This is a genomic window from Simplicispira piscis (assembly GCF_054783455.1).
Genome location: NZ_BAAGQN010000015.1, coordinates 405,580 through 424,198 on the forward strand (window position 1 = coordinate 405,580; position 18,619 = coordinate 424,198).

The window sequence follows — 18,619 nt, forward strand, 5'->3', positions numbered from 1 at the left end:
GTCAAGCACAGTGGGTTCTTCCACTCCAACCGGTACGCACACCATGAAAACCATCCGCACGACACGCATCCTGGCCCTGGGTGCTCTCGCCCTGCTGGCCAGCGGCTGCGCCACCACTGACAGTCCCTACTACGAGGCCCGGCCCTACCCTCGGCAAGAGCCCGGCATCATTTACACACCGGGCGCCTACCCTGTGTACCCAGTAGCGCCGCCTCCGGTGGAATGGCGCCGCACCGACCGCGACAGGTGGGAGCGCGAAAACCGCATCTACGAACGCGACCGCGACCGTTGGGAAAGAGAACGCGATCGGGATCAGAACGCCCGCCGCGAGCGTGAACAACGCGAGCAAAACGCCCGACGTGACCGCGATGCACGTGAGCGCGAGATGCGCGATCGCGAACAACGCGAGCAGAACGTCCGACGCGACCGCGACGCACGAGAACGCGAAATGAGAGAGCGCGAAGAAGCCCGCCGCCAACAGGCCGAGCGCGACCGCAAAAACCGTACCGCGCCCGACGGCGGCCCACGCCGCGACTACGACCGCTACAACCCCAAAACCGGCCAGTGGCTGCCCAAAGCAGACGATTTGCCTTAAGGCCATGGCACTTCGCGAGCGTCTGCACCTTATTGCGCTGTGCATTGCGGCAGGTTTGTGCCTGCCCGTGCATGCCCAAGTCGTACGCTGTACCGACGCCCGCACCGGGAAAGTGATCTACACCGACGGCGGCTGTGCCAGCGGCACGGCAGCGCGCGAGGTGGAAGCACGCAAGACGGATGAGGAAATCCGCCAGGAGCGTATCCAGGCGGCCGAGGCGCTGGAGCGAAAACAACTGCGCATGGACGCCGAGGCCACCGCCGCCCGCCAGCAGGCCGAACGCGATGCGCTGCGCCCACGGACCGCACCGCCCCCACCCAACTACGCCCACACCCAGGAGTGTGTGCGCTCGCGCCGCCTGATGCAGGAGGCGGCCGATGCGCAGGCGCGCGAACCCCTGGTGTACAACCCGCGCCTGGAGGCGGCCCAGCGCCAGATGGACCTGGACTGCCTGGGCCCTGAGGGTTATGCCGAAATGGAAAAGGCCCGCGCCCAGCGCCCGCAGGTCGTGGTGGTGCCCGTGGGCCGCCCGGTACATACAGCACCGCCGCAGCGTCCCAAACTCACCCATTGCACCGATTTCACCTGTTTCGACACCCAAGGCAAAGGCTACCCGCGTGCGGGGCCTGGCCGCCTGCCGGGACCGGACGGCACTTGCCGCTCGGCGGGTGGCCGCGCACCGTGCTAGAGACCACCCCCCTGAGCCGCTGCGCGGCTTCACCCCCTCTCCTGCGGGAGGGGGGGGACGCACCCAGTGGCCGGGCGAAGCCCGTTCCACGGGTGCCCTGGTCATCCGCTGGTGAGGGCAAGGACGTAATCCCGTTCGCCGTCCACACCGAAAAGACCACAGGAGGCGCAGCCCCACCGCGCGAACGGGGTCAAACAGAGCGCAGCCCCTGCGCCACCGTGGGGTAGCGCAGGCGCAGGCGCAGTTCACGCCACAAGCGGGTGTTGTCCAGGCGGCGTGACTCCCCCATAAAGCTCAGCAGCGCCAGCGGCAAAGCCGCCTGTGCTGTGCTGCGCGGCAGGCGCGGCGGGCGCGGCAGGCCGTACAGGTCGGCGGCCAGATCAAAGTAGTCGCCCATCTTCATCTCGCTGTCGTCGCTGGCGTGGTACACGCGCTGCGCTGCACCGCGCCACAGCGCCGCCACGCAGGCACGCGCCAGGTCGTCGGCATGGATGTGGTTGGTGTACACGTCGTCCTCTGCCGTCAGTACGGGCGTGCCCTTGCGCAGCCGCCCCTCGGGCGTACCGTTCTCGCGGTCCGGGGCGTAGATGCCGGGCACGCGCAGGATGCTGGTGCGCACGCCCGCGCGGCCCAGGTGGCGCACCGCACGTTCGGCATCCACCCGGCGCTGGGCACGCGGCGTGCCTGGCGCCACGGGGCGCGCCTCGGTCACCCAGGCGCCGGCGCAGTCGCCGTACACGCCGCTGGTCGATGCATACACCAGCGCATCGGGCAGGCTGCGCTGGCGCAGGCTGCGCACCAGGGCCAAGGTGCGCGGGTCGCGCCACCAGTCGGTACCGCCGCCGCCCTGACTCGGCGGTGGTGCCAGGTGCACCACGCGGGTGGCCAGCCCGGCCAGGCGCCGCAGGCTGGCAGGCTGGTCCAGATTGCCACGCAAGGGCTGGATGCCCCGTGCCCGCAGCGCCCCCACCCGCTCGGGGCTGGAGGTCAGCGCCAGCACACGCACGCGCGGGTGGCTCGCGCTGGGCCCTTGCAACTGACGCGCCACGCGCAGGCCCACATCGCCACAGCCGACGATCAACACGCGCTGGCGGCGAAAACGGGCAGGCAGTGCGCCCAGGGCAGAAGAAGTGGCGACAGAGCTCATGGCGTGGCAGTAGAGGAATAAGACGCCAGGACGCACGAAGGCCCGCTGGCAACAGGGACAAGGCCCAGGGAGCATTCAGAATCCCCGGGCAAAATCAAACGGTTTGCAATAAAAGACCACGCAAGGATAACCAAAGCATGAGCCCCGCCACGCCGCCGACCACCCCCGCCCAAATCACCGTGCAGCCCAGTGGCCGCAGTTTTGAGGCACTGCCCGGCGAAACCATGCTGGCCGCCGCTATCCGTGCCGGTGTGGGTCTGCCCTATGGTTGCAAGGACGGCGCCTGTGGCTCATGCAAATGCAAAAAACTCGAAGGCAGCGTGGTGCATGGCGAACACCAAGAAAAAGCCCTGAGCGCCGCCGAGGAAGCCGCAGGCTGGGTACTCACCTGCTGCGGCACGGCACAAGGTCCCGTGGTGCTCGAATCGCGCCAGGTCACGGACGAAAGCGCCTACCCCATCAAGAAATTGCCGGTGCGTGTGGCCGCGTTAGAAAAATTGTCCAATGACGTGATGCGCATGCGCCTGCAATTGCCGGCGGCCGATACCTTCCGCTACCACGCGGGGCAGTATGTGGAGTTCATCCTGAAAGATGGCGTGCGCCGCGCCTATTCGATGGCCAACGCACCCCACACCCAGGAAACCGCCCCCGGCGTGGAATTGCACATTCGGCACATGCCGGGCGGCCGATTTACCGACCATGTGTTTGGCGCCCTGAAAGAGAAAGAAATCCTGCGCATCGAAGGCCCCTTTGGCAGCTTCTTCCTGCGTGAAGACACGGACAAGCCCATCGTCATGGTGGCCTCGGGCACCGGTTTTGCACCCATCAAGGCGTTGATCGAGCACCTGCGGCACAAAGGCAGCGTCCGCCCGGCCACCCTGTACTGGGGCGGGCGACGTTCCGGAGATCTGTACATGGAGGCATGGCTGCGCGAACAAGTGGCCGCCATGCCGAACCTGGTGTACGTGCCCGTGGTGTCGGACGCACTGCCCGCAGACGGCTGGAGCGGTCGCACCGGCTTTGTGCACCAGGCCGTGCTGGAGGATTTTGCCGACCTCTCGGGCCACCAGGTGTACGCCTGCGGCGCCCCCATCGTGGTCGATTCAGCGCGCACGGCCTACACCGCGCAACGCGGGCTACCGCCCGAAGAGTTTTATGCCGATGCGTTTACTTCTGAGGCGGACAAGCATCCGAAGTGACTCAGGACAGGGCCTGTTCCACAAAGTGCAGCCGGTCCTGCCCCCAGAACATTTCGTCGCCCACGAAAAAGGTCGGCGCACCAAAAACTCCTCTGGCAACCGCTTGGGCGGTGTTTTCCTTGAGACGGTCTTTCACGGCCTGGTCGGCAATCTGCGCCATGAACTGCGCCGCATCAAAACCCGCATCCACCAGAACCACACCGATTTCGGCGGGTTGATTCAGGTTCCGCGGGTGTTCGAACATGGCGCTGAAGATGGCTCGCAGGTAGCGCTGGAACTCTTCCTCACCGCGCATTTGCATGGCGACGGCGCCGCGCATCAGCGCCAGGGTGTTGATGGGAAAGTGCGGGTTCCACTGGAATGGCACACCATAGGCCTGCGCCCAGCGCTGCAGGTCGTCATTGGAGTAGCGCCCTTTGGCCGGCACCTCCGCCGGGCTGCTGTTACCCGTGGCCTGGAAGATGCCGCCCAGCAGCACCGGTGTCCAGACGATCGTCGCGCCATGTGCCTGCACGATACGGGGCAGGTGGTGGTAGGCCAGATAGGTGTAGGGGCTACCGACATCAAACAAAAATTCAACGGTCTTGCTCATGGGGTTCTCCGGGAATATCGAGGGGCTGGGAGCCGCATTACCAGCGCTCGATCCAGGGGCGCAGGTCCAGTTCATGTGTCCAGGCGTCGCGCGGCTGGGTGTGCAGGTGCCAGTAGTTGTCGGCGATATGGTCCGGATTGAGGATGCCGTCCTTCTCTTTCAGCGCATAGCGCTCTGGCGCGTTCTCGCGGATGAAGTCGGTGTCAATGGCACCATCGACAACAACGTGGGCGACATGAATATTCATCGGCCCCAGTTCACGCGCCATGCTTTGTGCCAGCGCACGCAGCGCGTGTTTGGCCCCGGCAAACGCCGCAAACTGGGATGAGCCCCGCAACCCGGCTGTGGCCCCGGTAAAAAGAATCGTGCCGTGCCCACGCTGGACCATGCGCCGCGCCACCTCGCGCCCGACCAGAAAGGCGCTGAAGCAGGCCATCTCCCAGATCTTGAAATACTTGTGCGCCGTTTCATCCAGGATGCTGCAGGGCACATTGGCGCCGATGTTGAACACCATCACTTCGATGGGTGCGATGTCGCGCTCGATGTCATCCACCAACTTCACTACCTCGTCCTCCTTGCGCGCATCCGAGGCAAATCCATGCGCGCGCCCGCCGCCGCGGATGATTTCCTCGACCAGGGGGGTGAGTTTGTCAGCCGTGCGGCGGGTGACGCAGGCGATCAGCCCCTCTTTGGCGAAGCGCTTGGCGATGGCGCCGCCTGTAGCATCGCCCGCCCCAACGATCAGTGCTGCGCGGTCTTTTCGGGCGTCCAAATGTACTGTCATTGCATCCTCCGCTTTTAAATAACGATCGTTATCGTAACGATCGTTATGTAACAATGCAAGCTCTTTCAAGACCACTTCAACAGACAAAACCATGCGCTATGCACCTGAACACAAGGAAGGTACGCGGGCACGCCTGGTCAAAGCCACGGGGGCGCTAGCCAAGCGCCAAGGCTTTTCAGGCACCGGCATTGACGGCCTGATGGCGGCGGCGGGGCTGACCTCGGGTGCGTTTTATGCCCACTTTCGCTCCAAGAACGAGTTGCTCGAAGCCATCGTCGACAACGAGCTACAGCGCTCGGTGGCGCTGTTTGCGCAGCAGTCGCCCGCCAAAGCGATGAAAGTCATTGAAGGCTACCTGAGCCCTGCCCATGTGGCACACCCTGAATCGGGCTGCGCCGTGCCCGCCCTGGCGCCCGAAATCGCCCGGGCCGACGCTGCGACACAGCAGGCCTTTGAGCGCGGCGTGCTGGCCCTCAAGGAGCAGTTGCGCACACTGACGGGCGACGACGCCCGGGCCTGGTCCCTGATGGCCCAGTTGGTCGGAGCCGTGATGCTGGCGCGGGGACTACCGTCGGAGTCCACGCAACAGGCGCTGCTCGATGGTGTGCTCCAGCAGGTACGGCGGCTTGTGGACGATGCGCCGGACGAGGCAGGCCGCGCCGAAAATACAGAATAAAACCGACTCCAGAGCCCACCCAACAAGCGCCAATAGCTATTATTTAAGTAGTATTCAACCAGGCCGGGCCGTGGTGTAAGTCGATAGTCTGGCCAGACACCGCCTGCAATGCCGCGGGCGATACCTGTTCGGGGGCCAGTTCAGCGAGCGGCAGCAGCACAAAGGCGCGCTCATGCATGCGCGGGTGCGGCACGGTGAGCTGCGGGGTGGCGATGCACTGGTTGCCGTAGAGCAGGATGTCGAGGTCCAGCGTGCGCGGCGCATTGCGGTAAGGGCGCTCGCGCCCGGCGCCCTGTTCGATGGCCTGCAATGCGGCCAGCAGCGCGTGTGCGTCCAGTGGGGTGGCGATCTCGGCCACGGCGTTGAGGTAGTCGGGCCCGCCCGCGTCCACCGGGGCGCTGCGGTACAGCGATGAGACATGCAGCACCTGCGTGCCCGGCAGCGCAGCGATGGCGCGCACCGCCTGGCGCAGCGCGGCATCACGCTCTCCCAGGTTGGCGCCCAGGCCGATCCAGGCGCGGGCAGTGGCACCCGTGGTCGGCGCAGAAGTCTTCATGCCGCCCTGGGCCCGCTGTACCGGTTATTCAGTCGCCGCCGATGTGCTGCCGCCGTCGGAACCCGCACCGGGCTTGCGGCGGCGGCGACGGCGTTTTTTGGGGGCACTGCCATCGGGCAACTCTTCAGGGCCTGGCAGAGCGTCAGCCCTTGATTCTGACGTGAGCCCGCGCGGGTCTGCGGGCGCGGAACGCGGGACGCGGCGCACCACGGGCTGGGCACTGCGCGAGCGTGCTTTTTGCTCTTCACGCACCTGCTCCATGAGGTCGTAGCGCTCGGCCTCGTCGGCGGTGCTGAACTTTTGCCACCAGTCGGCCAGTGCCTCGTCCACTTCGCCCACATCGGCGCGCAGGCGCATGAAGTCAAACCCCGCACGGAAACGCAGCTGCGCCACCATACTTTCGGGCACGCGGCCCGCACGCTTCTCGAAACGCGGCTGCATGACCCATATTTCACGCATGTCGGCAGCCAGCTTGCCGCGGCCCGACACATCACCAATACGCTGGTTGAACACGTCGTCGATGGCGTCCTGCAGCGCCGGGAAAGAATGCTCACGCCGGTTCATGCGCTCGGCCCAGCCGTTGCGCACGTCTTCCCACAGCACGCAGGCCAGCAGAAAGCTGGGCGCCACGGGCTTGCCTTCGCCTACGCGGCGGTCGGTATCGGTAAGGGCTGCACGCACGAAGTCGGTGTCGGCGCGCTGCACCACGACGTCGAGCAGCGGATAGATGCCGCTGGCCATGCCGAGCTTCTTGAGCTGCTCGATGGTGGCGATGGCATGGCCCGTTTGCAGGAGCTTGAGCATCTCGTCGAACATGCGGCTTTGCGGCACGTCCTGCAGCAGCTGCTGCGACTGCACCAGGGGCGCGGCGGTCTTGGGTTCAAGCGTGAAGCCCAGGCTGCTGAGCTTGGCCACAAAGCGCACGGCGCGGATGATGCGCACCGGGTCTTCACGGTAGCGCGTGGCGGGGTCGCCAATCATGCGCAGCAGCTTTTTCTTGGCGTCCTGGATGCCCTTGTGGTAGTCCACCACGATCTGACGCTCCGGGTCGTAGTACATGGCGTTCAGGGTGAAGTCGCGCCGCGTGGCGTCTTCGTCCTGCGGGCCCCAAACGTTGTCGCGCAACACGCGGCCGCTGGCATCCACGGCGTGCTGCATGCCGGCGAGCTGCTGCTTGCTGGTCTTTTCGTTGCCGGCGACCTGCTCGGCCGCCGCGTTGTCCATGTGGGCGCGGAAGGTGGACACCTCGATCACCTCATGCTCGCGCCCGCGCCCATGCACGACGTGCACGATGCGAAAGCGCTTGCCGATAATGAAGGCGCGCCGGAACAGGCCCTTGACCTGCTCAGGCGTGGCGTTGGTGGCCACGTCAAAGTCTTTGGGGCGCAGGCCCAGCAGCAGGTCGCGCACGGCGCCACCGACGATGTAGGCTTCGAACCCCGCCTGCGTGAGGGTGCGCACCACGTCCACGGCGCGGCGGTCCACCAGCTCGGGGTTTATGCCGTGTACCGAGGCCGGTACTTCCTCGCGCTTGCCAAAATGCGGCTTGCCGCGCGAGGTGCCGGGGGTCGATTTGCCCAGCAGTTTGTCGATGAACTTCTTGATCATGGGTGTGGAGTGAACAGGTCGAGTATGCGCCAGCCGCGCTCTTGCGCCAGGGCGCGCAGGCGTGGGTCGGGGTTGGTGGCGACGGGATGGTCGACTTTTTCGAGCAGCGGCACATCGTTCATGGAGTCGCTGTAGAACGTGCTCTCCACGCCCTCCCAGGCGAGCTGCCGCTCAGCCAGCCATTGTTCCATGCGCCGCACCTTGCCTTCGCGCATGGTGGGCGTGCCCTCGATCTCGCCCGTGTACCAGCCGCTGGCGTCGCGCGCCAGTTGCATGGACAGCAGTTCCTCCACGCCCAGCGCCTGGGCAATGGGCCGGGTGACGAATTCGTTGGTGGCGGTAACGATGAGCACCTTGTCGCCCGCCTGCTGGTGCTGGCGCAGCAAGGCCAGCGCCTCAGGCCGGATGGCGGGCGCAATCACCTCGCGCATGAACTGCGCGTGGGCGGTGGCAGCCGCCTCGGGCCCGCGCTGGCGCACGGATTCGGTGGCAAAACGCACATAGTCGTGCACGTCGAGCGTGCCGGCCTGGTAGTGGGCGTAGAACTCGTCGTTGCGGCGCGCAAACTCCACCGGGTCGTTCCAGCCGATGCGAATGGTGAACTCGCCCCACTCGTAGTCGGAGTCGATCGGCAGCAGGGTGTGGTCCAGGTCGAACAGGGTCAGCCGGGGACGCTGCGCCGCGGTGGCCGGTGTATCAAGGGTCATGGGTGGGTCGAAAGAAAGCAAAAGAGGGGCTACACGTGATAAGCACGGGCTATGCGGATTCCAGCATCGCCTTAAGCAAGGGGATGGTGATGGCACGCTGGGTTTGCAGTGCATAGGCGTCAAGCTGGTTCAGCAACTGCATGAGGCTGCCCAGGTCACGCGAGAAGCGGCTGAGCATGTAGTCCATCATCTCATCGCCCAGGAAGATACCGCGCGCATCGGCCTCCTGGCGCAGCACTGCGCGGCGGGCCGCCTCGTCCAACGCATGCAGCTGGAACACATGGCCCCAGCCCAGGCGGCTGCGCAAGTCGTCGCGCAGCGGCAGATCGGCTGGCGGCAGGCTGCCCGCGGCCAGCACCCAGCGCTGCGTGCCGCTGCCCGGACTGATGGCGTTGACGAACCAGTTGAAGGCCATGGCCTGTTGCGCAGTGGAATACAGGTGCACATCGTCCAGCAGCACGGCGGACCAGCGCTCGTCGAATTCGGGCGGCTCATGCAGGGCGGGCTCAAACCAGCCCACACTGGCCCCTTGCTCGCGCAGCGCAGCGCGCACCGCCTTGAGCAGATGCGACTTGCCGCTGCCCGTCTCACCCCACAGGTAAGTGGGCACAGGCGACCGCGTGGTCTGGCTGCTGCCCGCTCCGGCCCACAGGCGCAGGTGCTGCAACGCGGCCTCATTGGGGCCGGCGAAAAAATTGGCCAGCGTGGGCCCCGTCACCAGTCCGATATCCAGCGCCAGCTGCTTCATGGCGGCAGCCCGCAGCCACGTTGGCATGTGCGGGAAGAAAAGACGTGGCAAAGCATGGATGAAAGGGGCAAAACAGGTGGCAACAAAAGAGGGATTGGGCCGCACAGGGTGCGCTGCCCGTAAAATCTGCGCAAATTTTAGTCTGCCGCGCACGCTGGCCCGTGCCTTTCCTTGCCATGAGCACTTCTGTCCCCTCTTCCACCCCCCTGTCCTACAAGGACGCTGGCGTTGACATCGTCGCGGGCGACGCCCTGGTCGAACGCATCAAACCCCTGGCCAAAAAGACCATGCGCGAAGGCGTGCTGGCCGGTATTGGGGGGTTTGGCGCCCTGTTCGAGGTGCCCAAACGCTACAAAGAGCCGGTGCTCGTCTCCGGCACCGACGGTGTGGGCACCAAGCTCAAGCTGGCGTTTGAGTGGAACATGCACGACACCGTCGGCATCGACCTGGTGGCCATGAGCGTGAACGACGTGCTGGTGCAGGGTGCCGAGCCGCTGTTCTTCCTCGACTACTTTGCCTGCGGCAAACTCGATGTGGACACGGCCGCAGCCGTGGTCGGCGGCATCGCCAAAGGCTGCGAGCTGAGTGGCTGCGCGCTGATCGGCGGCGAGACCGCCGAAATGCCCGGCATGTACCCAACAGGCGAATACGATCTGGCCGGTTTTGCCGTTGGTGCGGTCGAAAAGTCCAAGATCCTCAATGGCCAGAACGTGCGACCCGGCGACGTGGTGCTGGGCCTGGCATCGAGCGGCGTGCACTCCAACGGTTTCTCGCTCGTGCGCAAGTGCATCGAACGCGCCGGCAGCACGCTGCCCACCACACTGGACGGCAAGCCCTTCAAACAAGCGATCATGGAGCCCACACGCCTGTACGTGAAAAACGTGCTGGCCGCACTCGCCGCACACCCCATCAAGGCCCTGGCCCACATCACCGGCGGCGGCCTGCTGGAGAACATTCCGCGCGTGCTGCCCGAAGGCACCGCCGCCCACCTGCAAAAAGGCAGCTGGCCGCAGACCGAGTTGTTCGCCTGGCTGCAGCACACCGCTGGCATTGACGACACCGAGATGAACCGCACCTTCAACAACGGCATTGGCATGGTGGTGGTGGTGGATGCCGCCCACGCCGAGGCCACCGCAGACATGCTGCGTGCGGCCGGGGAGCAGGTTTACACCATTGGCACCATCGCGCCGCTGGGCGGCGGCGCTGCCGTGGTGGTGGCCTGACGCGGCGGCGCTCCATGGCGCAGCCCCCTGGTTCGTCCTTGGTCATCACCGGCGCCCCAGGTGCCAGCCGCGCGCCGCGCAGCGTGGTGGTGGCCAGCTACCTGTTGATGGCTGCTGCGCTGCTCCTGGTCATGTGGCGTGGCCTGCTGCCAGGGCTGCTGTGCGTCTGCCTGGGGTTCCTGTTAACGCGCTCCTTCGCCCGCGGGCTGGCCCGCCTGCGGCGCGCGCCCGCACCCACCGCCCTGCCGCACGAGGCGCAGGTGGCGGCTGCCGCACTGGTCATGCTGGCACCGCTGGCGCTGCTGGTGCTGGGGCTGACGCATTCGCGCGGCTACATCGTCGAGGCTCCGCAGCAGTACCGCGAGCTTTTGGAATATATGGCCGTCACCGTGCGTGAGCTGCGCCTGAAATTACCCGCGGATTTCCCCATCCAGTGGCCCGAGGGCGCGGCCGACATCCAGCGCACCATCGCCAACTACCTGGGTGCCAAGGCCGGCGCGCTGGCCGTGGCAGGGCGCGCTTGGCTGGGCGCCATCCTGTACGCCTACGTGGGCCTGCTGATCGGCACCCTGGCCGCCGTGCGCGCCCCGGGCACCCTGCACGGCCCGCTGGCACAGGAACTGGTGCTGCGCGTTCGCCTGTTCGGCGAGGCGTTCCGCCAGATCGTGGCAGCCCAGTTCTGGATTGCGGCATTCAACACCTTCCTGACGGCGCTGTTCCTGCTACTGGTGCTGCCCTACTGGGGCCTCAAGCTCCCTTACACCCCGGCGCTCATCACCCTGACCTTTGTGGCGGGGCTGGTTCCCATCGTGGGCAACCTTTTGTGCAACACCGTCATCACCATCGTGGGGTTGTCTGTGTCGCCCCTGGCGGCGGCGGCCTGTCTGGGCTTTCTGATCCTGATCCACAAGGCTGAATACGTCATCAACGCCAAGGTGGTGGGCAGCCGCACGCAGATGGGGGTGTGGGAACTGCTTTCCGTGATGTTCGTGGCCGAGGCCGTCTTTGGCCCGGCCGGGCTGGTGGCGGCGCCGCTGTTTTACGCCTACCTCAAAAAAGAGCTCATTGCAGCGCGGCTGATCTGAACGCTGCACACTGCACACTGCACACTGCACACTGCACCGTGCACGCAAAGCAACTACGGCGACACTTCATCGCACGATGCCGCCCCGGTTTGTAGTGAACTACGGTGCCGTGCTGCTACCATTCTGAATACGGCCCGGCACGGGCTGTTTCGGACACGGCATGCGCCACAAGCCATGCCGGTCCGCCATTCAAACCAATCAAGGAGACACCGCACATGACCATCCTCGTCGCTTACGTGCCCCGCCCCGAAGGCCGGGCCGCACTGGACAAGGGCATTGAAATCGCCAAGCGCCGCCAGGAACCGGTGCTGATCGTGAACGCCAGCCCTGGCGGCCAGCAAGAGGACGCCTCCCTGGCGCCCGGCTTCGAAGTCGAACAGATCGAGGCACAGCTTGCTGCTCAAGGCATCCAGGGCGAGTTCAAGCAATTTGTCCGCGGCAAGAATGCTGTGGAGGAAATCAACGACCTGGTCGAGACACGCGATATTTCCGTTCTCATCATCGGCCTGCGCAAGCGCACCGCCGTGGGCAAGCTGCTTCTGGGCAGCGTGGCCCAAGAGCTGCTGATGACCGTGCCCTGCCCGGTACTGTGCGTGAAGGTCGCGAACGCCTGATCGCCGCAAGCTATCAAAAATAGAGCATCTAACGCCCGTTTTACGGTCGTTAGATGCTTTTTTTATATATTTTTTCGCAGCGATCTCACCCGCTCGGCAATGGCGGCAATGTCCGGCCGTCCCTGGGCATGTGCGAGGTAGTGCTCCAGGTCGTCCAGCGCCTGTGCGGTGTGGTCGCATTCGGCATGGACCAGGCCTCGGTCGCGCCGCTCGTCCCAGGCATCGGGCAGCAGCACGACCAAGCGGTTGAGCACCGCAATCTGGCGTGGCGCATCCTGTTGGGCGCGGTACACCTCTTTGAGGTTGCGCAGCATGCGCGCCACAATCTCCCGCGGCTGGGCCGCCTGCAGGTACAGACCCAGCGGCGGATTCTCGGTTGATGCACTCCCGGAATCCGACTGGAAAGGCAAGAGGCGCTCAGACAGCTCCTCACGCGAGAGCGATTGCCCGGTGAAGGGATCGATCAGCACCTGCCCACCGGGCAGCAGCGCCTTGACCATGAAGTGCCCCGGAAACGCCACACCCCGCACATGCAGCCCAATGCCCTGGGCCAGCTCCAGCCACAAGACGCCCAGGCTGATGGGGATACCACGGCGTGTGTGCAGCACCTTGTGCAGGTAGCTATTGCCCGGGGCGTAGTAGTCGTTGACGTTGCCGCCAAAGTCCATATCTACAAAGAAAAACTGGTTCAGCGCCCGCAGGCGCTCGAGGGCCGGGGCATCGGCCGGCAGGCGGCGCTGCAGGCGTGCCAGCAGCCCATCCATCTCACCCAGTACCTGCTGCACATCGAAGCCGGGGTATTCGTCCTGCGCAATGCTGGCAGCCGCTTCGAGCAGCGGAAACCCCTTGTCGCCCTGAACCAGGGCAGCAAAGTATTCAAGGGGCGTGGGAATGCTGAACGAGAGTTGCATGACAAAAATCCTTCAACGCCGCAGCAGCGCACGAAACTTCAGGCCTGCCACCCACAGCACGCCGAAATACAAGCCTGCCGCACCCACCACCACCAGCGCCAATAAACCGGCACGCTGCAAGCTGTGGGCACGCATCTGCAGCCAGTCAAAGTGGTCAGACGCCCACAACAAAAACACGGCCATCAAGACGCTCGCGGCCAACACCTGCAGCATATACAGCCGCCACCCCGGATTGGGGCGAAAGCTGCCGCGGCGCAGCAAACCCACCAGCAGCCACAAGGCATTGACCAGCGCGCCCAGACCAATGGACAGCGCCAGCCCGGCATGTGCCATCAACGGCACCAACGCCAGATTGAGCAACTGCGTGATCACCAGCACCGCGATGGCAATTTTGACGGGGGTACGCACATCTTGGCTGGCGTAGTAACCAGGCGCCAGCACCTTGATGGCGACGAGCCCCAGCAAGCCTGCGCCGTAACCCGCCAAGGCCACGGCAATCTGCCCCACATCGCCGTCCGTCAGCTTGCCGTGGTGGAACAGTGTGGCCACGAGCGGGCCAGCGAACGTGAGCAGCGCTACCGCACAGGGCACGGCCAGCAACACCACGATGCGCAGCCCCCAGTCGAGCATGGCCGAATACTGCTGCGCATCGCCCGCCGCCCTGGCTGCCGTAAGTTGCGGCGTGAGCACCACGCCCAGCGCCACGCCCAGCAGCGCGGTGGGAAACTCCATCAGGCGGTCAGCGTAAAACAACCAGGTCACGCTGCCCGGCGCTAGGTGCGAGGCAATCTGCGTATTGATCAGCAGCGATATCTGCGCCACCCCTACACCCAACAGGATGGGAGCCATCAGCTGAAGCACACGGCGCACGCCGGGTTCGGCCCAGGCGCTGCGAATTGCGGCCCAGCTCAGGCCGATGCGCGGCAGCAGCCCCAGGCGGCGCAGCACAGGCACCTGCGCGGCCAGTTGCAGCACCCCCCCCAGCATCACCCCGGCCGCCATGGCAAAAATGGGCTCGATCCCCCAGGCCTCGAACCGGGGCGCCAGGAGCCAGGCCGCGCCGATCATGCACAGGTTGAGCAGCACGGGCGAAGCCGCAGGCACGGCAAAGTGCTTCCAGGTGTTCAGGATGCCCGCCGACAAGGCCACCATCGACATGAAACCGATGTAGGGGAACATCCAGCGGGTCATCAGCACCGCTGCGTCGTAAGCTTCTGCGCTTTGCCGCAGGCCGCTGGCCAGGGCCCACACCAGCAAGGGCGCACCCAGCACACCGACCAGACAGGTCAACACCAGCACCCAGGCAAGCACGGTGGCCACGCTGGCGATCAGGCGCTGCGTGACCTCGTCGCCGTTCTGCGCCTTGGTGGTGGCCAGCACCGGGACAAAGGCCTGGCTGAAGGCCCCTTCCGCAAACAGGCGGCGGAAGAGGTTGGGAATCCGGAAGGCGACGTTGAATGCATCGGTCAGCGCATTGGCCCCGAACACCGAGGCCATCAGAAGGTCGCGTATGAGCCCCGTCACACGGGAAGCCAGAGTGAGCAGGGAGACGGTGGAGGCAGATTTGAGCAGGGTCACGGCGCAAAGTGTATGCGCTGCGCCCACAAAGCTGTCACTGCGTTATAACCATCCCCCAGGGCGGCACAGCATGATAAAAATGCCCTGGGCTATAATCTTTGGCTTTGCTGGCATCATCCTCAGACACAAGGAACCTCAATCATGGCATCTGCTAAACCCAAGAAGAAGAACCCGCGCCTGGCGTCGGGCCGCAAGCGCGTCCGCCAGGACACGAAACTCAACGCCGCGAACACCTCGCTGCGCTCCAAATACCGTACCGCCGTGAAGAATGTCGAAAAGGCCATTTTGGCCGGCGACAAGACCAAGGCGGTCGAACTGTTCGCCAAGATGCAATCCGTGGTGGACAACGTTGCCGACAAGGGCATCTTCCACAAGAACAAGGCCGCTCGCGATAAGAGCCGCCTGTCCGCCAAGGTGAAAACCCTGGCACTGGCCGCCTGACCTTTCAGGCAAACAGCCCGGGCGGCCCCGCCGCCCGCCGTTTGTAACGGGTGCGCTGCCAGCAAAACGAACAAACCGCCTTCGGGCGGTTTGTTCGTTTCAGCGTGAAGCTCTGTTCTTAACGCTGAAAGACGGGCGTCCCCGCGTAACGCCGGACTTCTGCCTCCGTGGGCGACTCCCCCGGCCACAGCACCAGCACAGGCCCCGGCAGGTTCAACTGGCGCTCCAGGCGGCGGCACAGGTGAAAGCTGCCTTCTTCATCCAGGCCTGGCAACTCCACGCACAGCAGGTAGGCGCGGCGCAAAGGCGCCTCGCGCAGGTTTTTGCTCACCAGCCAGGCCTGCGCTACCGGCAGGCACTGCATCAAGCCCGCCTTGAGTTCCGCCTGCTCAAAAGCGCTGAGATCATGGGGCTTGGTACGGCCGAAGAATGGTTCGCTACTCAATTCTTCCCAGATACGATCCTCGATCTCCTGGGCACGGTCCAGGCGTCTGCGCCACTGTTTGTAAGCCGCAGCATCGTGCTCCATGCCGGGCCGGGAAGTTTCCAGCTCGGCCAGTGCGGTGCGGGCCGTCCACCAGCGCTCATCGCCCGCGCAGTCCCACAGGCTCTGCAGGCATTGCAGCTTAGCTTGGCGATCCGTGTCGGGCAGGCTCAGCAACAGGCCGCGCAGTGCACCGGCGTTCTGGGGGTCGCGTGCCAGAGCCTGCTCGTACAGCGGGCGCACAACGGCGCGCGGATCGAGCAGGCGCATGAGCCGTGCCAATTCGACCAGGTCCTGGGCCTGGTTTTGCGCCATGCCCGCACCCAGCGCCTGCACGCGCTCACGCACCTGCACCAGCCAGGCGTGGTGCAGTTTCCATTCGCTGGCGTGGTCGCGGCACCATTGCTTGTCGAATTGGGCCACCCAGCGCTTGGCGTCCGAGCCCAGAAGCTCCATCGCATTGCCGTGCGACCAGTCAGGCAGGATGGGCGGCGTATCCAGCGCCTCGATGCGGTCGCGCAGGACGGGGTGGGTATCTTCCAGCCCGCTGAGGCGCTGCAACGCCTGGCGCAGTGTGTCGTTGGCAAACGCGGGGTCCGGCATGCGGGCCAGGCGACGGCGCAGCGAACGGTAGGGGCCGACCGGCAAGGGGTTGTCGGCCGCCTTGCTCCAGTGGCGCGCCCAGAACTCGGACTGCATCCACGCGCCACGCACTTCCATCTCGATCAATGCGGCGGCAGCCACGTCGCGCCCCATCATGCGCCCAGCAATGCGGTCGGCTTCGTATTCGTCCTGGCGGGCCAGCGCAAAAGTCTTGGCTGAAAAGCGTGGAAAGTACCACCGCAAAAAGGCCTGTGTGGCCGCGGTGACCGGACTGGTGGCGTCCTCCAGGCCGTGGTGCAGCTGCATCCAGGCCAGGCGTGAACGGTAGATCCACGCTGCAAACCGGCCGTGGTCACCGCGCAGGTGGCCATATTCGTGCGCCAGTATCGCCAGGAAGCGCGGCCGGTTCAGTGCCATGAGCAGCGGCAGGCCAATCGTGAGGTGGTTGACCGACCCGCCGAGAAGGCCATAGCGCGGCACCTGCTGGATGCTGGCGTTGAACTCATCGTTCAGCCGCACATGGTGGATCATCGGCGCGCGGATCTTGCGGCGGATACGTTCCAGCGCCTCGAACAGGGCTGGCGCTTCGAGCGCCGTAATCTCCACCCCGTCAGGTTCGTCCAGCCGAATCCAGAGCGCGCGCAGGCTGATCCAGAACAACCCACCCGCCGCCAGTAGCAGCAACACCAGCCCGAACCGCAAGCGCCCCTGCAGCAGTTGCAGCCCCGCCCAGCCCACCAGGCCCGCGCCCAGTACCATGCAGCCCAGCACCCAGGCATATCCAAGCATGGCAAAAGCCCCCACGCTGAGCCGGTAGGCGCGGCTGTTCTCGGCACTGGCGTGCTCGCTCATGCGCACCATGTGCACGAAATCTGCCTGTTCCACTGGTAGCCCCTTCTGGCGACGCTTGAATGCCCGCCATCGTACCCATGAAAAAGCACCGTCCAGCCGACGGTGACGCGCTGTGCGCAAGGAGGCCCCGTGGATAGGGCGAACGGTGCCACGGGTCCCATCGCCCTGAAAATGTATAAAAACAGGCTGTACCGCTTTATGGCAGAGCGCAAGCAGCTACATTTTCGATAGTAAACTTGCAATCGCACGCGGATAAATCACATGTTCCTGCGTCAACACCCGCGCCGCCAGCAGGTCTGCAGTGTCACCCGGCAACACGGGCACCACGGCCTGGTCCACGATGGGACCCAAGTCCAGCTCCGTCGTGACCTGGTGCACGGTGCAACCGGCAAACTTGCAGCCCGCGTCAATGGCGCGCTGGTGGGTGTGCAGGCCGGTGAAGGCCGGCAAGAGCGATGGATGGATGTTGACCAGGCGGCCGGCGTAGTGCGCCACAAAGCCGGGCGAGAGAATGCGCATGAAACCGGCCAACACCACCAATGCGGGCTCGTAGCGGTCGATCGCCGCGGCCAGGGCGGCATCAAAGGCCTCGCGGCTCTCAAACAGCTTGTGGTCCAGCACCTCGGTGGCAATACTCTGCGCGCGGGCCACTGCCAGCCCCTGGGCATCGGCCTTGTTGCTCAGCACTGCCGCTACGTGGGCGCCGTGGCGCAGCGCCCAATTTTCTTGCTGCGCGGTTTTCACAATGGTGGCCATGTTGGAGCCGCTGCCGGAGATCAAAATCACGATGTTCTTCATTTGCCGTCATTATCCCCACCATGCCCTTTGACCCCACCTCCCGCCCCCTGACCGCCATCGAAGCCCGCGTGCTGGCCACCCTGATGGAAAAAGCCCGCACCGTGCCCGACAGCTACCCGCTCTCGCTGAACGCGGTGGTCACGGGCTGCAACCAGAAAACCACGCGCGACCCGGTGATGAACCTGAGCGACGCCCAGGCCCAGGAGGCGCTCGATGCGCTCAAGCTGCTGTCGCTGGTGTTTGAAACCAGTGGCAGCCGCACCACGCGCTATGAGCACAACTTCCAGCGCGGCGTGGGCGTGCCCGAGCAATCGGCCGTATTGCTGGGCCTGTTGATGCTGCGCGGCCCGCAGACGGCGGGTGAGTTGCGCATCAATGCCGAACGCTGGTACCGCTTTGCCGACATTTCCTCGGTCGAGGCTTTCCTCGATGAACTGCAGGAGCGCAGCGCCGAGAAAGGTGGGCCGCTCGTCGTGCTGCTCCCCCGCGCCCCGGGGACACGCGAGCCGCGCTGGGCGCACCTGCTGTGCGGCCCCGTGGACGCCACCAGCTTTGGCAGCGGCACCGAAGGCAACTCCCCCGGCCTGCAGGCGCGCGTGGACACGCTGGAGGCCGACGTGGCCGCACTGCGCGCCACCGTGCAGCGCTTGTGCATCGAACTGGGCCTGCCGCCCGAAGCGGCAACGGAGTAAGGCGCTCGCTGAGGGATGTCTCCATTTGGACAGATCAA

At 65.3% G+C, this 18,619-nt stretch carries 20 protein-coding genes; 9 read left to right on the forward strand and 11 right to left on the reverse strand.

What is annotated here, in order from left to right; translation table 11 throughout:
• Positions 1-43 precede the first annotated feature (43 nt).
• The gene (locus ACYVOC_RS11625; RefSeq protein ID WP_461161910.1) at positions 44-595 is read left to right on the forward strand and encodes a hypothetical protein; all 552 of its coding nucleotides are present in this window, start codon (positions 44-46) and stop codon (positions 593-595) included.
• Positions 596-599: 4 nt separating this feature from the next.
• Positions 600-1,283: a DUF4124 domain-containing protein gene (locus ACYVOC_RS11630; RefSeq protein ID WP_461161911.1), complete on the forward strand. Its 684-nt coding sequence runs from the start codon at positions 600-602 to the stop codon at positions 1,281-1,283.
• A gap of 190 nt (positions 1,284-1,473) precedes the next feature.
• Here the strand turns inward: ACYVOC_RS11630 and ACYVOC_RS11635 are convergent, their stop codons facing one another.
• Positions 1,474-2,430, reverse strand: coding sequence for an SDR family oxidoreductase (locus tag ACYVOC_RS11635; protein WP_461161912.1), 957 nt, complete (start codon positions 2,428-2,430; stop codon positions 1,474-1,476).
• Positions 2,431-2,567: 137 nt separating this feature from the next.
• Here ACYVOC_RS11635 and ACYVOC_RS11640 point away from each other — a divergent pair, with 137 nt between their 5' ends.
• The gene (locus ACYVOC_RS11640) at positions 2,568-3,629 is read left to right on the forward strand and encodes a CDP-6-deoxy-delta-3,4-glucoseen reductase (protein ID WP_461161913.1); all 1,062 of its coding nucleotides are present in this window, start codon (positions 2,568-2,570) and stop codon (positions 3,627-3,629) included.
• 1 nt (position 3,630) lies between these two features.
• On the opposite strand, the gene ACYVOC_RS11645 is transcribed toward ACYVOC_RS11640, so the two are convergent.
• The gene (locus ACYVOC_RS11645; protein ID WP_461161914.1) at positions 3,631-4,221 is read right to left on the reverse strand and encodes a 2-hydroxychromene-2-carboxylate isomerase; all 591 of its coding nucleotides are present in this window, start codon (positions 4,219-4,221) and stop codon (positions 3,631-3,633) included.
• A 37-nt stretch (positions 4,222-4,258) separates the two neighbouring features.
• Positions 4,259-5,005: an SDR family oxidoreductase gene (locus ACYVOC_RS11650; RefSeq protein ID WP_461161915.1), complete on the reverse strand. Its 747-nt coding sequence runs from the start codon at positions 5,003-5,005 to the stop codon at positions 4,259-4,261.
• 91 nt (positions 5,006-5,096) lie between these two features.
• On the opposite strand from ACYVOC_RS11650, the gene ACYVOC_RS11655 reads away from it, so the two are divergent.
• On the forward strand, positions 5,097-5,681 hold the full coding sequence (locus ACYVOC_RS11655; protein WP_461161916.1) for a TetR/AcrR family transcriptional regulator: 585 nt from the start codon (positions 5,097-5,099) through the stop codon (positions 5,679-5,681).
• A gap of 43 nt (positions 5,682-5,724) precedes the next feature.
• Here ACYVOC_RS11655 and folK read toward each other — a convergent pair whose 3' ends face one another.
• From folK to hda, 4 genes are read right to left on the reverse strand one after another with little or no spacing between them, the layout of a single operon-like run.
• Complete coding sequence (gene folK / locus ACYVOC_RS11660; RefSeq protein WP_461161917.1) at positions 5,725-6,237, reverse strand: 2-amino-4-hydroxy-6-hydroxymethyldihydropteridine diphosphokinase; 513 nt, start codon at positions 6,235-6,237, stop codon at positions 5,725-5,727.
• Positions 6,238-6,261: 24 nt separating this feature from the next.
• Complete coding sequence (pcnB, locus tag ACYVOC_RS11665; protein WP_461161918.1) at positions 6,262-7,845, reverse strand: polynucleotide adenylyltransferase PcnB; 1,584 nt, start codon at positions 7,843-7,845, stop codon at positions 6,262-6,264.
• Complete coding sequence (locus ACYVOC_RS11670; protein ID WP_461161919.1) at positions 7,842-8,552, reverse strand: histidinol-phosphatase; 711 nt, start codon at positions 8,550-8,552, stop codon at positions 7,842-7,844. Before ACYVOC_RS11670 ends, pcnB begins: the two co-directional genes overlap by 4 nt.
• 49 nt (positions 8,553-8,601) lie before the next feature.
• Positions 8,602-9,300 (reverse strand): DnaA regulatory inactivator Hda, encoded by a 699-nt coding sequence (gene hda, locus ACYVOC_RS11675; RefSeq protein WP_116006109.1) that lies wholly within the window; start codon positions 9,298-9,300, stop codon positions 8,602-8,604.
• 176 nt (positions 9,301-9,476) lie between these two features.
• On the opposite strand from hda, the gene purM reads away from it, so the two are divergent.
• The 3 genes from purM to ACYVOC_RS11690 all read left to right on the forward strand — a co-directional run bounded on the left by purM (position 9,477) and on the right by ACYVOC_RS11690 (position 12,222).
• The gene (purM, locus tag ACYVOC_RS11680; protein ID WP_461161920.1) at positions 9,477-10,523 is read left to right on the forward strand and encodes a phosphoribosylformylglycinamidine cyclo-ligase; all 1,047 of its coding nucleotides are present in this window, start codon (positions 9,477-9,479) and stop codon (positions 10,521-10,523) included.
• A 14-nt stretch (positions 10,524-10,537) separates the two neighbouring features.
• Positions 10,538-11,608, forward strand: coding sequence for an AI-2E family transporter (locus tag ACYVOC_RS11685; protein WP_116004554.1), 1,071 nt, complete (start codon positions 10,538-10,540; stop codon positions 11,606-11,608).
• A gap of 215 nt (positions 11,609-11,823) precedes the next feature.
• Positions 11,824-12,222 carry a universal stress protein gene (locus tag ACYVOC_RS11690; RefSeq protein WP_116004555.1) on the forward strand — a complete coding sequence of 133 codons (399 nt, stop codon included), beginning with the start codon at positions 11,824-11,826 and terminating at the stop codon, positions 12,220-12,222.
• 62 nt (positions 12,223-12,284) lie between these two features.
• On the opposite strand, the gene ACYVOC_RS11695 is transcribed toward ACYVOC_RS11690, so the two are convergent.
• Positions 12,285-13,133, reverse strand: coding sequence for a SirB1 family protein (locus ACYVOC_RS11695; protein ID WP_461161921.1), 849 nt, complete (start codon positions 13,131-13,133; stop codon positions 12,285-12,287).
• Positions 13,134-13,145: 12 nt separating this feature from the next.
• Positions 13,146-14,711, reverse strand: coding sequence for a murein biosynthesis integral membrane protein MurJ (gene murJ / locus ACYVOC_RS11700; RefSeq protein ID WP_461161922.1), 1,566 nt, complete (start codon positions 14,709-14,711; stop codon positions 13,146-13,148).
• Positions 14,712-14,852: 141 nt separating this feature from the next.
• Between murJ and rpsT the strand changes: the two genes are divergently transcribed.
• The gene (gene rpsT, locus ACYVOC_RS11705) at positions 14,853-15,152 is read left to right on the forward strand and encodes a 30S ribosomal protein S20 (RefSeq protein ID WP_116004558.1); all 300 of its coding nucleotides are present in this window, start codon (positions 14,853-14,855) and stop codon (positions 15,150-15,152) included.
• A gap of 118 nt (positions 15,153-15,270) precedes the next feature.
• Here rpsT and ACYVOC_RS11710 read toward each other — a convergent pair whose 3' ends face one another.
• Entirely contained in the window at positions 15,271-17,124 is a 1,854-nt protein-coding gene (locus tag ACYVOC_RS11710) for a M48 family metallopeptidase (RefSeq protein ID WP_461161923.1), read from the reverse strand.
• Between the two features lie 183 nt (positions 17,125-17,307).
• On the reverse strand, positions 17,308-17,889 hold the full coding sequence (purN, locus tag ACYVOC_RS11715) for a phosphoribosylglycinamide formyltransferase (RefSeq protein WP_461161924.1): 582 nt from the start codon (positions 17,887-17,889) through the stop codon (positions 17,308-17,310).
• Between the two features lie 20 nt (positions 17,890-17,909).
• On the opposite strand from purN, the gene ACYVOC_RS11720 reads away from it, so the two are divergent.
• Positions 17,910-18,581 (forward strand): YceH family protein, encoded by a 672-nt coding sequence (locus tag ACYVOC_RS11720; RefSeq protein ID WP_461161925.1) that lies wholly within the window; start codon positions 17,910-17,912, stop codon positions 18,579-18,581.
• Positions 18,582-18,619: the final 38 nt, after the last annotated feature.